12 protein-coding genes are annotated in these 13,495 nt (G+C 61.8%); 7 read left to right on the forward strand and 5 right to left on the reverse strand.

Annotation, left to right across the window (positions count from 1 at the left end; genetic code table 11):
• The first annotated feature begins 2 nt into the window (after positions 1-2).
• Positions 3-272, forward strand: a complete 270-nt coding sequence (rpsO, locus tag NEZ08_RS24740; protein WP_298113103.1) for a 30S ribosomal protein S15 — start codon at positions 3-5, stop codon at positions 270-272.
• 326 nt (positions 273-598) lie between these two features.
• Positions 599-2,761: a polyribonucleotide nucleotidyltransferase gene (pnp, locus tag NEZ08_RS24745; protein ID WP_298113107.1), complete on the forward strand. Its 2,163-nt coding sequence runs from the start codon at positions 599-601 to the stop codon at positions 2,759-2,761.
• A gap of 70 nt (positions 2,762-2,831) precedes the next feature.
• Here the strand turns inward: pnp and katG are convergent, their stop codons facing one another.
• Positions 2,832-4,982 (reverse strand): catalase/peroxidase HPI, encoded by a 2,151-nt coding sequence (katG, locus tag NEZ08_RS24750; RefSeq protein WP_298113110.1) that lies wholly within the window; start codon positions 4,980-4,982, stop codon positions 2,832-2,834.
• Positions 4,983-5,111: 129 nt separating this feature from the next.
• Between katG and NEZ08_RS24755 the strand changes: the two genes are divergently transcribed.
• From NEZ08_RS24755 to NEZ08_RS24765, 3 genes are all read left to right on the forward strand, one after another.
• On the forward strand, positions 5,112-6,050 hold the full coding sequence (locus NEZ08_RS24755) for a hydrogen peroxide-inducible genes activator (RefSeq protein ID WP_298113113.1): 939 nt from the start codon (positions 5,112-5,114) through the stop codon (positions 6,048-6,050).
• An 80-nt stretch (positions 6,051-6,130) separates the two neighbouring features.
• Positions 6,131-7,078, forward strand: coding sequence for a hypothetical protein (locus NEZ08_RS24760; RefSeq protein WP_298113116.1), 948 nt, complete (start codon positions 6,131-6,133; stop codon positions 7,076-7,078).
• 56 nt (positions 7,079-7,134) lie between these two features.
• Positions 7,135-7,731 carry a glutathione S-transferase family protein gene (locus tag NEZ08_RS24765; protein ID WP_298113119.1) on the forward strand — a complete coding sequence of 199 codons (597 nt, stop codon included), beginning with the start codon at positions 7,135-7,137 and terminating at the stop codon, positions 7,729-7,731.
• 1 nt (position 7,732) lies between these two features.
• Here the strand turns inward: NEZ08_RS24765 and fabV are convergent, their stop codons facing one another.
• From fabV to fabA, 3 genes are all read right to left on the reverse strand, one after another.
• The gene (gene fabV / locus NEZ08_RS24770) at positions 7,733-8,902 is read right to left on the reverse strand and encodes an enoyl-ACP reductase FabV (RefSeq protein WP_298113122.1); all 1,170 of its coding nucleotides are present in this window, start codon (positions 8,900-8,902) and stop codon (positions 7,733-7,735) included.
• A 24-nt stretch (positions 8,903-8,926) separates the two neighbouring features.
• Entirely contained in the window at positions 8,927-10,150 is a 1,224-nt protein-coding gene (gene fabB, locus NEZ08_RS24775; RefSeq protein WP_298113126.1) for a beta-ketoacyl-ACP synthase I, read from the reverse strand.
• Between the two features lie 75 nt (positions 10,151-10,225).
• Positions 10,226-10,756, reverse strand: a complete 531-nt coding sequence (gene fabA / locus NEZ08_RS24780; protein WP_298113128.1) for a 3-hydroxyacyl-[acyl-carrier-protein] dehydratase FabA — start codon at positions 10,754-10,756, stop codon at positions 10,226-10,228.
• Positions 10,757-11,138: 382 nt separating this feature from the next.
• On the opposite strand from fabA, the gene irrA reads away from it, so the two are divergent.
• The gene (irrA, locus tag NEZ08_RS24785; protein WP_298113130.1) at positions 11,139-11,630 is read left to right on the forward strand and encodes an iron response transcriptional regulator IrrA; all 492 of its coding nucleotides are present in this window, start codon (positions 11,139-11,141) and stop codon (positions 11,628-11,630) included.
• An 81-nt stretch (positions 11,631-11,711) separates the two neighbouring features.
• Here the strand turns inward: irrA and NEZ08_RS24790 are convergent, their stop codons facing one another.
• Positions 11,712-12,230: an SH3 domain-containing protein gene (locus tag NEZ08_RS24790; RefSeq protein ID WP_298113133.1), complete on the reverse strand. Its 519-nt coding sequence runs from the start codon at positions 12,228-12,230 to the stop codon at positions 11,712-11,714.
• A 260-nt stretch (positions 12,231-12,490) separates the two neighbouring features.
• On the opposite strand from NEZ08_RS24790, the gene NEZ08_RS24795 reads away from it, so the two are divergent.
• Positions 12,491-13,492 (forward strand): D-glycerate dehydrogenase, encoded by a 1,002-nt coding sequence (locus NEZ08_RS24795; protein ID WP_298113136.1) that lies wholly within the window; start codon positions 12,491-12,493, stop codon positions 13,490-13,492.
• The last annotated feature ends 3 nt before the right edge of the window (positions 13,493-13,495 follow it).

A 13,495-nucleotide genomic window follows, 5' to 3' on the forward strand; every position in this document is an offset into this window, starting at 1 on the left:
CGATGTCGATTACCGCCGAACGCAAAGCGGAAGTCATCAAGAACAATGCCAACAAGGCCGGCGACACCGGCTCACCCGAGGTGCAGGTTGCGATTCTGTCGGAACGCATCAACAACCTCACCGATCATTTCAAGAGCCACGTGAAGGACAACCATTCACGCCGCGGTTTGTTGAAAATGGTCGCCACGCGCCGTTCGCTTCTCGACTATTTGAAGCGCAAGGACGAGGCGCGCTATCTCGCGCTGATTGAAAAGCACAACATTCGGCGTTGAGCTTTTAGTGAAGTACGCGCGTCGCCTGGCGCGCGTTTTTGCATGATCGTCCGACAGTCCTCAGGTTCGGCCTTCGGAATCGGTCATGCGCAAGGGCAGGAAGCGTTCGTGCCCTCATAAGACGTCCAGCAGCAATCCGGCTGATGGGCGTGCCGGGCAAGGTGCCCGGGACTTAAGCGAAAGGATGGACGCCATCCTAAAACCAGAAACCATGGCAGGATCGCCGGATGCTGATGCCCCGTCGCGCTCAGCGTCTCGCCATCTTGCGCATGGTTTTTCGTTTTTGTGGCGCCTCTTCTTTCCTAAACAGATGAAAGAAGACTTCGATGTTCAATATCCATTCAGTCGAGATCGACTGGGGCGGGCGTCCGCTCAAACTTGAAACCGGAAAGATCGCACGCCAGGCCGGCGGCGCTGTTGTTGCAACTTACGGCGAGACCATCGTGCTAGCCACGGTGGTTGCAGCGAAAGCGCCGCGTGAGGGCGTCGACTTCCTGCCGCTGACCGTTGACTATCAGGAAAAGGCTTACGCCGCAGGCCGCATCCCGGGCGGCTATTTCAAGCGCGAGGGCCGTCCCACGGAAAAGGAGACGCTGGTCTCCCGTCTGATCGACCGCCCGATCCGCCCGCTGTTCGTCGACGGCTGGCGCAACGAAACCCAGGTGATCATCACCACCCTGTCGCATGACATGGAGAACGATCCTGACGTGCTCGCGATGGTCGCGGCTTCCGCCGCGCTGACGCTGTCGGGCGTGCCGTTCAAGGGACCGATCGGCGCGGCCCGCGTCGGCTTCGCCAACGACGAATTTATCCTCAATCCGACCCTCGACGAGATGACCGAGACCCAGCTCGATCTCGTCGTCGCCGGCACGGCGGATGCCGTGCTGATGGTGGAATCGGAAGCCAAGGAGCTCAATGAGGACGTGATGCTGGGCGCCGTGATGTTCGGCCACCGTCACTTCCAGCCGGTGATCAGCGCGATCATCGAGCTCGCCGAAAAGGCGGCAAAGGAACCTCTCGAAGTCACGCCGATCGACAATTCGGCGATCGAGAAGGAAATGCTCGGGCTGATCGAGCAGGATCTGCGTGCGGCTTACGCCATTCCGGTCAAGCAGGACCGCTACGCTGCGGTCGGCGTCGCCAAGGAAAAGGTGATGGCGCACTTCTTCCCCGAAGGGCAGGAGCCGAAGTACGACAAGCTGCGCGTCGCCGACGTGTTCAAGGAGCTGGAAGCGAAGATCGTCCGCTGGAACATCCTCGACACCGGCAAGCGCATCGACGGCCGCGACGTCAAGACCGTCCGTAACATCATCGCCGAGGTCGGCGTGCTGCCGCGCGCCCACGGCTCGGCGTTGTTCACCCGCGGCGAAACCCAGGCGATGGTCGTGACCACGCTCGGCACAGGCGAGGATGAGCAGTACATCGACGCGCTGTCGGGGACGTACAAGGAGACGTTCCTGCTGCACTATAACTTCCCGCCCTACTCGGTCGGCGAGACCGGCCGCCTCGGCGGCACCAAGCGGCGCGAGATCGGCCACGGCAAGCTTGCCTGGCGCGCAATCCACCCCGTGCTGCCGCCGCACCACGAATTCCCCTACACGGTGCGCGTGGTCTCCGAGATCACCGAGTCGAACGGTTCGTCCTCGATGGCTTCGGTCTGCGGCGCTTCGCTTGCGCTGATGGATGCCGGCGTGCCGTTGAAGCGGCCGACCGCGGGCATCGCGATGGGTCTCATCCTCGAAGACAAGCGTTATGCGGTGCTCTCGGACATCCTCGGCGACGAGGATCATCTCGGCGACATGGACTTCAAGGTCGCCGGCACCGATCAGGGCATCACCTCGCTCCAGATGGACATCAAGATCGAGGGCATCACCGAGGAGATCATGCGGGTCGCGCTCGGCCAGGCCAAGGAAGGCCGCATCCACATCCTGGGTGAGATGGCCAAGGCGCTGACGGCCGCCCGCGCCGAGCTCGGAGAGTACGCGCCGCGTATCGAGACCTTCAAGATCGCCACCGACAAGATCCGCGAAGTGATCGGCACCGGCGGCAAGGTGATCCGCGAAATCGTCGAGAAGACCGGCGCCAAGGTCAATATCGAAGACGACGGCACCGTGAAGGTCGCCTCCAATGACGGCGAAGCGATGAAGGCCGCAATCAAGTGGATCAAGTCGATCGCTTCCGATCCGGAGATCGGCCAGATCTATGACGGCACCGTGGTCAAGGTGATGGAGTTCGGCGCGTTCGTGAACTTCTTCGGCGCCAAGGATGGCCTCGTTCACATCAGCCAGCTCGCCCCCAACCGGGTGCAGAAGACCTCCGACGTCGTCAAGGAAGGCGACAAGGTCAAGGTCAAGCTGCTCGGCTTCGACGACCGCGGCAAGACGCGGCTGTCGATGAAGGCGGTCGACCAGACGACCGGCGAAGACCTCGAAGCCAAGCAGAAGGCGGAGAAGACCGAGGCCGCCCCGGCTGCTGTTGCCGGCGAGTAAGCTCGCAACAAATGGAACTGAAAAAGGGCGGCTTTTCAGCCGCCCTTTTGTTTTGGTTGCCTGCTCCGCGTTACGCCGCCAGGTCGAACCGGTCGGCGTTCATTACCTTCACCCACGCGGCGACGAAATCCTTGACGAATTTCTCCTTCGAGTCGGCGCAGGCATAGACTTCGGCGAACGCCCGCAGCTGTGAGTGCGACCCGAAGATCAGATCGACGTGCGTTCCCGTCCACTTCGGAGCCTTTGTCTTGCGGTCGCGGCCTTCATAAGTACCGTCGGCCGCAGGCTGCCAGACCGTGCCCATGTCAAGCAGTTTGACGAAGAAATCGTTGGAAAGCGTGCCCGGCTTCTGGGTGAAGACGCCATGCTTTGACTTGCCGTAATTGGCGCCGAGCACGCGCAGTCCGCCGATGAGGACCGTCATCTCGGGTCCCGTCAGCCCGAGCAGTTGCGCACGGTCCACCATCGCCTCGGCGGGCCCCATGAACTGCTGCTTCTTGCCGATATAATTGCGGAAGGCGTCGGCGCGGGGCTCGAGCGGTGCGAAGGATTCGACATCAGTCTGATCCTGCGAGGCATCCGTGCGGCCCGGCGTGAACGGCACCTTCACGTCGACGCCGGCGTCCTTGGCGGCCTTTTCGACCGCGGCGGAGCCACCGAGTACGATCAGGTCGGCAAGCGAAACCTTCTTGCCGAACTCCTTCTGGATTGCTTCGAGTTTGCCGAGAACGGTCTTGAGCTCCGCCGGCTCGTTGACCTCCCAGTCCTTCTGGGGCGCCAGGCGAATGCGCGCACCATTCGCGCCGCCACGCTTGTCCGAGCCGCGGAAGGTCGAGGCCGACGCCCAAGCGGTCGAAACGAGCTGCGACACGGTGAGGCCGGAGGCGAGAATCTTCGCCTTCAGCGCCACGACATCGGCCTCGCTGATCGGCGGATGGTCGGCAGGTGGGATCGGATCCTGCCAGATCAGCGTTTCCTTCGGCACCAGCGGGCCAAGGTAACGCGCGACTGGGCCCATATCGCGGTGCGTGAGCTTGAACCAGGCCCGTGCAAAGGCGTCGGCGAACTGATCCGGATGCTCGTAGAACCGGCGCGAGATCTTCTCATAGGCCGGATCGAAGCGCAGCGACAGGTCGGTGGTCAGCATCGTCGGGACATGCTTCTTCGATTTGTCGAAGGCGTCCGGGATTGAAGCCTCCGCGCCCTTCGCCTTCCACTGCTTCGCGCCGGCCGGGCTCGTCGTCAGCTCCCATTCGTTCTCGAACAGGTTCTTGAAGAAGAGATTGCTCCACTTGGTCGGCGTCTGTGTCCAGGTGACTTCGGGGCCGCCGGTGATGGCGTCGGCGCCGATGCCGGTGCCGTGCTTGCTCTTCCACCCCAGGCCCTGATCCTCGATCGCGCCGCCTTCCGGCGCCGCTCCCACCAGGGAGGGATCGCCCGCACCATGCGTCTTGCCGAACGAGTGTCCGCCGGCAATCAACGCGACGGTCTCTTCGTCATTCATTGCCATGCGGAAGAAGGTTTCGCGGATGTCCTTGGCGGCGGCAACCGGGTCCGGGTTGCCGTTCGGCCCTTCCGGATTGACGTAGATGAGGCCCATCTGCACGGCACCAAGTGGTTCGGCAAGTTGCCGTTCACCAGAGTAGCGTTCGTCGCCCAGCCAGGTGCCTTCGGGCCCCCAGTACAATTCCTCCGGCTCCCAGACGTCGGCGCGACCGCCGGCAAATCCGAACGTCCTGAAACCCATCGATTCCAGCGCGACGTTGCCGGCGAGAACCATCAGGTCGGCCCATGATATCTTGCGGCCGTACTTCTGCTTGATCGGCCAGAGCAGCCGGCGCGCTTTGTCGAGGTTGGCGTTGTCCGGCCAGCTGTTGAGCGGCGCAAAGCGCTGCTGACCCGCGCCGGCGCCCCCCCGGCCGTCGGTGATGCGGTACGTGCCGGCGGAGTGCCAAGCCATGCGGATCATCAAGCCGCCATAGTGACCGAAGTCGGCGGGCCACCACTCCTGCGAGGCCGTCATCAAGGCGTTCAGGTCCTTGATGACGGCATTCAGGTCCAGGGTCTTGAACTCCTTGGCATAGTCGAATGCCTTGCCCATCGGATCGGACAGCGTCGAATTGCGATGGAGAACGGAAATGTCGAGCATATCCGGCCACCAGTCGCGATTGGTGAAGCCGTGTGTACCGCCCGTAAACGGGCACTTCGTTTTGTCGTCCATGATCGTCTCCTCTTGTGGTTCGGGAGTTCGCCCTTAAGGCCAGCCGGCGCCAATCTACGCAGCCCTTTCCATCAGGTAAAATAGGGTTTAATGATAATAGCGATAGGATATTCTGATGGCTCGCGTCTCATGATAAACGTCTCCCTGCGGCAACTGCGCTATTTCGATGCGCTGGCACGGCACGGCCATTTCGGACGCGCTGCCGAGGCCTGCTCGATTTCGCAGCCGGCGCTCTCGATGCAAATCAAGGAAATGGAGGAAGCGCTGGGCGGGGTACTGCTCGAACGCAGCGCACGCCAGCTGCGGTTGACCAAATTCGGCGAGGAGCTGCTGCAACGCGTCCGCGACATCCTGCGTTCGGTCGATGAACTCGGCGATTTTGCCCGCGCTTCGCGCGACCGGCTGGCCGGACGCCTGCGCGTCGGCATGATTCCGACCATCGCACCATATTTGTTGCCCAAGGTGATCGAGAATCTGGCGCGGCTGCATCCGGAACTGGATATCCATGTGCGCGAGACGCTGACGCCGAGGCTGATCAAGGAAGTCGCCGAAGGCCGGCTTGATACCGCGATCGTGGCTTTGCCGGTCTCCGAACCCTCGCTGACCGAGATCGCGTTGTTCAAGGAAAATTTCCTGCTCGTGAGGCCGGGAGAGCAGGCGGGAACGCCGGTACCGAGCCGGGAGAGTTTGCGCGAAATGAAGCTTCTGCTTCTCGAAGAGGGACATTGTTTCCGCGACCAGGCCCTGTCGTTTTGCAACATGCACACTTCGCCGCCACGCGAAATGCTGGACGCAAGTTCGCTGTCGACGCTGGTCCAGATGGTCGGCGCCGGAATCGGCGTGACGTTGATTCCGGAAATGGCTGTCGCCGTCGAGACGCGCTCGGCTTCAGTGTCGGTTGCGCGCTTCAAGAATCCGCAGCCGTCACGTACCATCGGCATGGTCTGGCGCAAGACCAGCCCGCTCGCGCGCCAACTTGCGCAAATCTCCGACGTCGTATGCCTGTCGGCCGGCAAGGAGCGCCCGCGCCAGCCGATCGCGCCTGCCTTGCGCCGTCTGACCGGCTGACCATCGCGGTCATGCCGGGCTGCGCATAAGCCCCCGAGATCGAAGAGACGACGAAATATGATTGATGGGAGTGGGCGACCTTGAACGTCGCTCTCCTTGCCAGACGACCCCTGCACGTTCTAGTTTTCGGTGTCCTGCTCCTCAACTTTCATCCCGCTGGCCATTTTCATCTCATGCTACGTTCACTCACCGGCGCCGTCCTTTTCGCCGCATTCCTCACATCTCCTGGCTGGAGCCAGTCTCCTCCGGTAACAGCCACGCATTCCACCCCCTCGCCTGCCAAGTCCGCAGTCAAGAAGCGTGCGGCGAAAGTCAAAGCGACTGCAACGCAGGCCACGGTCACGACCGAGAACGGCCCGTGCCAGATCGGGGTCATTCCAGCGATCGGCGACACGTTTGTGATGGAGCACATTGGGCTCACGGTGTTCGGCAATGAACTGACCGAGGTACCGATCGAATCCTGGGGGCTCGACGATCTGGTGGTCGCGCGTGCTCGCGCGGCTGCCCCCGGTAAGTCGGTCAAGCGAATCCTATACGCCAGAGACGCATTTGAGCCCTTTTATCATCCTCCCAGAGAGTTGTTCCGCGACGCCAGCCATGATCTGGTCGACGTCGTCAGGCGAGTCGCCGGAAATGCGAATTGCGAGCGCTATCTCGTTGTCACCCGTTTCACGGGGCAAGTCTCCGGAACAAATCAGACGGCGACCGGCATCGGCCTGCTGACCAACTGGGCTTCCGGGACTTTCAGGAATGCTCAGTTGTTTTCCTTCATTGGCATCGTCGTTTACGACGGCAAGTCCTTTGCCAAACGTGCAGACCCGATCGGGTTCGGGGCGAGGCTCGCTGCACATCTTTCGAATCTGGGGAGGAGCGAGTTCTTCGAGCCGCTCAGGGATTTCGAAGTCCCAGCGACGTCCGAGGCAGTAGCTGGCAACAGCCGATTGCGCGACGGCGCGCGCGCCCTGGTCGCCGCAAAGCTGGACAAAGAATTGCCTGCATATCTTAATGATACTGGCAGCGCCCAATAGATAAAAACTTTCACCACGTCCGCTCGGAAAGCGACGGCATTGAAGGAACCGCCATTATGATGAAGCTTTATTGGTCGCCGCGCTCGCGCTCGTTTTCCGCTCTTTGGCTGATGGAAGAGGCAGGCCAACCGTATGAGCGGGTGCTGACCGACATCACCAAGGGCGCGCAGAAGACGCCGGAATATCTCGCAATCAATCCGATGGGCAAGGTGCCGGCCATTCAGGAGGGCGAAACGACGCTCGCCGAAGCGGCCGCGATCTGCGCCTATGTAGCCGAGCGCTATCCGCAAGCGAAGCTGGCGCCGCCCGTCGGCGATGCGCTGCGCGCGAAATATTACTATTGGCTATTCTTCGGACCGGGCTGCATCGAGCCGGCGATGGTACAGGTCGCAACCAAGATCGAGATGAATCCCGTCTCCGCTGGCTGGGGCGATGCGCAGCGGGTGTTCGATGTCCTCGATGCCGCACTTCAGAAAGGACCGTGGATTCTCGGCGAGAATTTTTCGGCCGCCGACATCGTGATCGGGTCGGGGCTGAATTTCTCGGTCCGCCTGTTCAAGATGATCCCGACACGTCCGTCATTCGATCGCTATCTCGACCGCTGCACGGCGCGACCGGCGTTTAAGCGCGCCGCTGAACTCGTGATGGGATGAGCTAACCGGGCACGACGCGGGGGTCGACGTCCTGCGCGTAGTCGACACCATCGATGCCGAATCCGAATAGGCGAAGGAATTGGCTCTTGTATTCTGCGAGATCCGCCAGTTCGCCGAGCGTTTCGGTAGAGAGCAGCGGCCAGCGCCGGCGCACTTCGTCCTGAACTTCCGGCGAGAGCTCCCAGTCGTCGACCCTGACGCGCTGCGCCTCGTCAAGTTCCCCGGAGCCCAGGCGTGTCCGGAACAAGCGATCGATCTGCTCGATGCAGCCTTCGTGAAGCCCGAGCTGCTTCATCACCTTGAACAGCACGGTGCCGTAGAGCGGCACCACCGGAATGGCTGAACTCGCTTGCGTGACCACGGCCTTCAGCGCCACCACGCGCGCGGCGTCCGTACCCAACCGCCCGCGGATCGCTTCCGCCTTGTGATCAAGATCGACCTTGGCGCGACCCAGCGTACCATTCCAATAGATCGGCCACGTTAGTTCGCTGCCGATATAGGTGTAGTTGAGTGTCCGGAAGCCCGGGGCCAGGACATCGGCATCCGCGAGCCGGTCGATCCAGCGCTTCCAGTCTTCGCCACCCATCACCGCGACCGTGGCCGTCGTTTGATCCTCGCTCGCCGGCTCAAGGGTCGTCTCGAAGACTTCGCCGGTTTCGGTGTCGAGGGTCTTGATCTGAACAGGCGCGCCCAGCGGCTTGATGACAGAGCGATATGTTGTTCCCGTCACGGGATCTGTCCGGACTGGCGCGGCCATGCTGTAGACCAGCATGTCCAGCTGACCGAATTTTTCCCGCACGCGCTCGATAAACGTTGCCTTCAGCTCGTCGGAGAACGCGTCTCCCTCCAAAGTGAGGGGAGATCGTCCGATCTTCCTGGCTTCGATCTCGAAGGCACGGTTGTTGTACCAGCCTGCGCTGGCCGTCCTTTTTTCTGTCGGCTCGCGCTCCAGCGACACGCCGATGGTGTCCGCCCCGCCCGCGAAGGTCGCGACGATGCGGCTCGCGAGACCGTATCCGGTCGAGCAGCCAAGCACAGCGACGCGCTGGGGACGATCCGATATGGGGCCCTGGCGGCGGACATAAGCGATCTGCTCACGGACATTCTGCGCGCAGCCGACAGGATGCGCGGTCGTGCAGATGAAACCTCGCACGCGCGGTTCGATGATCATGCCCACCCCGTCTTCAATCGCCAATCACGCGTCAAGCCGCTTGAACACCAGCGTCGCGTTGGTGCCGCCGAAACCGAAGGAATTCGACAGTACCGTGCCGAGCTTGGCGTTGTCGATGCGCTTGCGCACGATCGGCATGTCGGCGAACACGGGGTCGAGTTCATTGATGTGGGCGCTTTCGCAGATGAAGCCGTTGTTCATCATCAGAAGCGAATAGATCGCTTCCTGCACGCCGGTCGCGCCGAGCGAATGCCCGGTGAGCGCCTTAGTCGCGGAAATCGGCGGGCAGTTGTCGCCGGTCCCGAACACCTTGCGAATCGCCTCGATCTCCGGCGGGTCGCCAGCCGGCGTCGAAGTAGCGTGCGGGTTGATATAATCGATCCTGGTGTTAACGGTGGACAGCGCCATCCGCATGCAGCGCTCGGCGCCTTCACCCGACGGGGCGACCATGTCATAACCGTCCGAGGTTGCGCCGTAGCCGACGATTTCGCCATAGATGCGCGCGCCGCGCGCCTTGGCGTGCTCGAGTTCTTCCAGCACAACGACACCTGCACCGCCGGCAATGACGAAACCATCGCGACTGACGTCATAGGGCCGCGAAGCGGTCGCCGGCGTGTCGTTGTACTTCGAGGACATCGCTCCCATCGCGTCGAACAGCACCGACAGGCTCCAGTCCAGCTCCTCGCAGCCGCCGGCGAAGATAATGTCCTGCTTGCCGATCTGAATGATCTCGTAGGCATTGCCGATGCAGTGATTGGAGGTCGCGCAAGCCGACGAGATCGAATAGTTCACCCCCTTGATCTTGAACCAGGTGGCAAGGGTTGCCGATGCAGTCGACGACATGGCCTTCGGTACGGCAAACGGACCGACCCGCTTCGGCCCTTTGGTACGCGTGATGTCGGCAGCCTCGACGATCGTGCGCGCGGACGGACCACCCGATCCCATGATGATGCCGGTTCGGATATTGGATACGTCAGATGGCTCCAGGCCGGAGTCCCGGATCGCCTGTTCCATGGCGATATGATTCCAGGCTGCACCATCAGCGAGGAAACGCATCGCGCGGCGATCGATCACGCTGGAGGGATCGAGCGTGGGCGCGCCCTGGACCTGCGAGCGGAATCCCATCTCGGCGTATTTTTCCGCCCGCGTGATTCCCGACTTGGCCTCGTGGAGGCTCGAAAGCACTTCCTGGGTGTTGTTTCCGATCGATGAGACAATGCCCATCCCCGTGATCACAACCCGCCTCATGACGCCTCACCTCGTTGTCTTCTTCTGCGATCTTTGTCGCCAAAACTGAAAGTCGTCTCGCGCCGGCAAAAAGGTTCAGGCCGCCGGCAGAACAGCGGTATCCTGCTTGAACAGGCCGACCCTCAAGTCCTTGGCGCGATAGATAATCTCGCCATCCATGGAAAGCCAGCCATCCGCGATGCCCAGCACCAGCTTCGATCGCATCACGCGCTTGATGTCGATGTTGTACACAACCTTGCGGACATTCGGCAGCACTTGGCCGGCGAACTTCACCTCCCCCATACCCAACGCGCGACCGCGGCCGGTGCCGCCAATCCAGCCGAGGTAGAAACCAACCATCTGCCACATCGCATCCAGCCCCAGGCAGCCGGGCATGACGGGATCGTTCTTGAAATGGCAACCGAAGAACCAAAGATCCGGCTTGACGTCGAGTTCCGCGCGGATCAGGCCCTTGCCGAATTCTCCGCCGGTTTCGGTGATCTCCGTAATGCGGTCGAACATCAGCATCGGCGGTAAAGGCAATTGGGCGTTGCCGGGTCCGAACAGCTCGCCGCGGGCACAGGCGAGTAGATCTTCATATTCGTAACCACTGCGCCGATTCAGCATGTGCCAGCCCCTGATATAAAGACCCGATCAAGCAGTTGGCGCGACGCCTCCTATGGACGGGAAAGCGGTGCCATCATCCCGGTTCGCCCTCACTGCACAGGCTCGGGAACCCTGTGCCGGCGATTATCCATACTGTCCGGGATCAACCGAAGTTCGGGCTCTCTATCACAGGGCATGCGGGCCGCAAAGCGCGGGACCGGGGCCAAACGCGCGGTTTGCCGGGGGTTCGAACAACCTCGGGCAAGATACCTCGCATACGACACGGACATGGCTCGACCCCCCAACGCTCGGACGGCTCTAGTTGCGAAAAACTTGCATCTGCGAGCTCCGGTCCTTATATTCTCACGAAATATCATGGTTCTTTTTAGAGTTTGACGTGGAAATGAGCGACAGTCGACCGGTTTTGAATGGCGAGGTACCGGCTTCCGAGCCCAGAGCGACCGTGCGGGAGCCGACGCTGACCGGCTGCCCTTGGCATGACGTCAATGAAATGTTGCAGGCCGCGGGCCTGCGTCCGACACGCCAACGGATGGCATTGGGCTGGCTGTTGTTCGGCAAGGGCGCCCGCCACCTGACCGCCGAAATGCTTTATGAAGAAGCGAGCTTGGCCAAGGTCCCGGTCTCTCTGGCGACAGTTTATAACACGCTGAACCAGCTGACCGACGCCGGTCTTTTGCGCCAGGTCAGCGTCGACGGCACCAAGACCTATTTCGACACTAATGTGTCCGCGCATCACCATTTCTACCTCGAAAACAACCACGAGCTGGTCGACATCGAGGATCCGAATCTGGTGTTGCAGAAGATGCCTGAAGTTCCCGAGGGTTATGAGATCGCCCGCATCGACATGGTCGTGCGGCTGCGCAAGAAGCGCTGAGTCCTCGTCATGCGCGGGGCTTGATCCGCGCATACGATGTATTCATCTGGATCAGATGACTGCCGGTCAATCCCGATCGCGTCAATCCACCTTCTCGTCGGCATAGACGCCCCAGAGCCGCTGCTGCTCGATCCAGCCGTCGAAACCATTGCCCGCGACGTGGCACCATCCGGAACCGCAGTGCTTGACCTGCGCGACGACGCCGGCTTGCAGGCGGGCCGTGACCGGGCTCGTACTATCGGCGCGCTCGTAGATCGAGGCGAGGTCGTCCTTGTGCTTCATGGTCACGACCGCGGTGCGGCGGCCCGACAGCAGCGAATGATAGACCCAGCCCTCTGCGCCTTCCGAATCGCGGACCCGGCGCCAATTCTCGAATTCAGCCGTGATCTCGACCGGCAGGCCCGATCGCGTATAGACCCACTCCACGTCATTGTCCTTGGTGGGACCGGCGCGGACATTCACATGGTCGGATTTGAGACTGACGTAGCGCGGGATTGGCAACCCGCTGGTCGTGGACTCCTTGGCTGAAGCGGCCATGCCGGCCGTCACACACAGCAGGCAGACCAAAAGCGCCTGCGAACCAAAACGCCCCAACTCCATCAACGCGTCTCCCGCCGACACCCACCGGCCCGGATTCTTCGGGCCGCCGACCCAAACCCCGCTGCCGACCCGCATGGCCCCGGCTTAAATTCCTACCGCATCTCGCGGGTTCTTGTTTTGCCCCGGTCTTCTGCTAGAGAGGACCAAACGGCACGACACAGAAGCCCCCGGGAGGCCAATGGAAACGCCCGGACTACGTGGCTCCGGCAGTGTCGAACACCCGGGTTAATGAGGTCTGAACAACCTCATGAGAGCAGGACATGTCGGTCAGGAAAAAGCCTCTCGTTGTCGTCACGCGCAAGTTGCCGGACTCGATTGAGACCCGGATGCGGGAGCTGTTCGATGCGCGGCTTAACCTCGAGGATACTCCGCTGACGCGGGAACAACTGATTGATGCGGCCCGCACCGCCGATATCCTGGTTCCGACGGTTACTGACGAGATCGATGAAGAATTGCTCAACCAGCCGGATCTGCGGCTGAGGCTTATCGCCAATTTCGGCAATGGCGTCGACAACATCGATGTCGCGGCGGCGCATGCGCGCGGCATCACAGTGACCAACACGCCGAAAGTTTTGACCGAAGACACCGCCGACATGACCATGGCGCTGATCCTGGCGGTGCCGCGGCGGCTGATCGAGGGCGCTTCCGTGCTTACCGACGGCAAGCATTGGGCGGGCTGGTCGCCGACCTGGATGCTCGGCCATCGGCTCGGGGGAAAAAGGCTCGGCATCGTCGGCATGGGCCGGATCGGCCAGGCGGTCGCGCGCCGCGCGCACGCCTTCGGCCTGCAAATCCACTATCATAACCGCCGGCCGGTGGCGCCGCGTATCGCCGAGGAACTCGGCGCGACCTATTGGGAAAGCCTCGACCAGATGCTGGCGCGGATGGACATCATCTCGGTGAATTGTCCGCATACGCCGGCGACCTTCCACCTGCTGTCAGCGCGGCGGCTGAAGCTGATCCGAAAGGACGCCTATATCGTCAACACCGCGCGCGGCGAAATCATCGACGAGGAGACACTGACCAAGCTGATCGAAGCCGGCGAGATCGCCGGCGCGGGCCTCGACGTGTTCGAGCACGAGCCAGCCGTCAGTCCGAAACTGGTGCGGCTTGCCAAGGCCGGAAAGGTGGCGCTGCTGCCGCATATGGGCTCCGCTACGATCGAAGGCCGCGTCGAGATGGGCGAGAAGGTGATCATCAACATCAGAGCCTTCCTCGACAATCACAAGCCGCCGGATCGCGTGCTACCCAACATGCTGTGAAAG

Origin of the sequence: Bradyrhizobium sp. (genome assembly GCF_027451485.1) — a bacterium.
In the GTDB taxonomy this organism is placed as follows: Bacteria; Pseudomonadota; Alphaproteobacteria; order Rhizobiales; family Xanthobacteraceae; genus Bradyrhizobium.

Bases quoted from the DNA above. Each gene is read 5' to 3' on its own strand.
- fabA (WP_298113128.1), bottom strand. From the start codon at position 10,756: ATGCTGAATCGGCGCAGTGGTTACGAATATGAAGATCTACTCGCCTGT.
- NEZ08_RS24790 (WP_298113133.1), bottom strand. From the start codon at position 12,230: ATGGAGTTGGGGCGTTTTGGTTCGCAGGCGCTTTTGGTCTGCCTGCTG.
- rpsO (WP_298113103.1), top strand. From the start codon at position 3: ATGTCGATTACCGCCGAACGCAAAGCGGAAGTCATCAAGAACAATGCC.
- katG (WP_298113110.1), bottom strand. From the start codon at position 4,982: ATGGACGACAAAACGAAGTGCCCGTTTACGGGCGGTACACACGGCTTC.
- fabV (WP_298113122.1), bottom strand. From the start codon at position 8,902: ATGATCATCGAACCGCGCGTGCGAGGTTTCATCTGCACGACCGCGCAT.
- pnp (WP_298113107.1), top strand. From the start codon at position 599: ATGTTCAATATCCATTCAGTCGAGATCGACTGGGGCGGGCGTCCGCTC.
- irrA (WP_298113130.1), top strand. From the start codon at position 11,139: ATGAGCGACAGTCGACCGGTTTTGAATGGCGAGGTACCGGCTTCCGAG.
- NEZ08_RS24795 (WP_298113136.1), top strand. From the start codon at position 12,491: ATGTCGGTCAGGAAAAAGCCTCTCGTTGTCGTCACGCGCAAGTTGCCG.
- NEZ08_RS24765 (WP_298113119.1), top strand. From the start codon at position 7,135: ATGATGAAGCTTTATTGGTCGCCGCGCTCGCGCTCGTTTTCCGCTCTT.
- NEZ08_RS24755 (WP_298113113.1), top strand. From the start codon at position 5,112: ATGATAAACGTCTCCCTGCGGCAACTGCGCTATTTCGATGCGCTGGCA.
- fabB (WP_298113126.1), bottom strand. From the start codon at position 10,150: ATGAGGCGGGTTGTGATCACGGGGATGGGCATTGTCTCATCGATCGGA.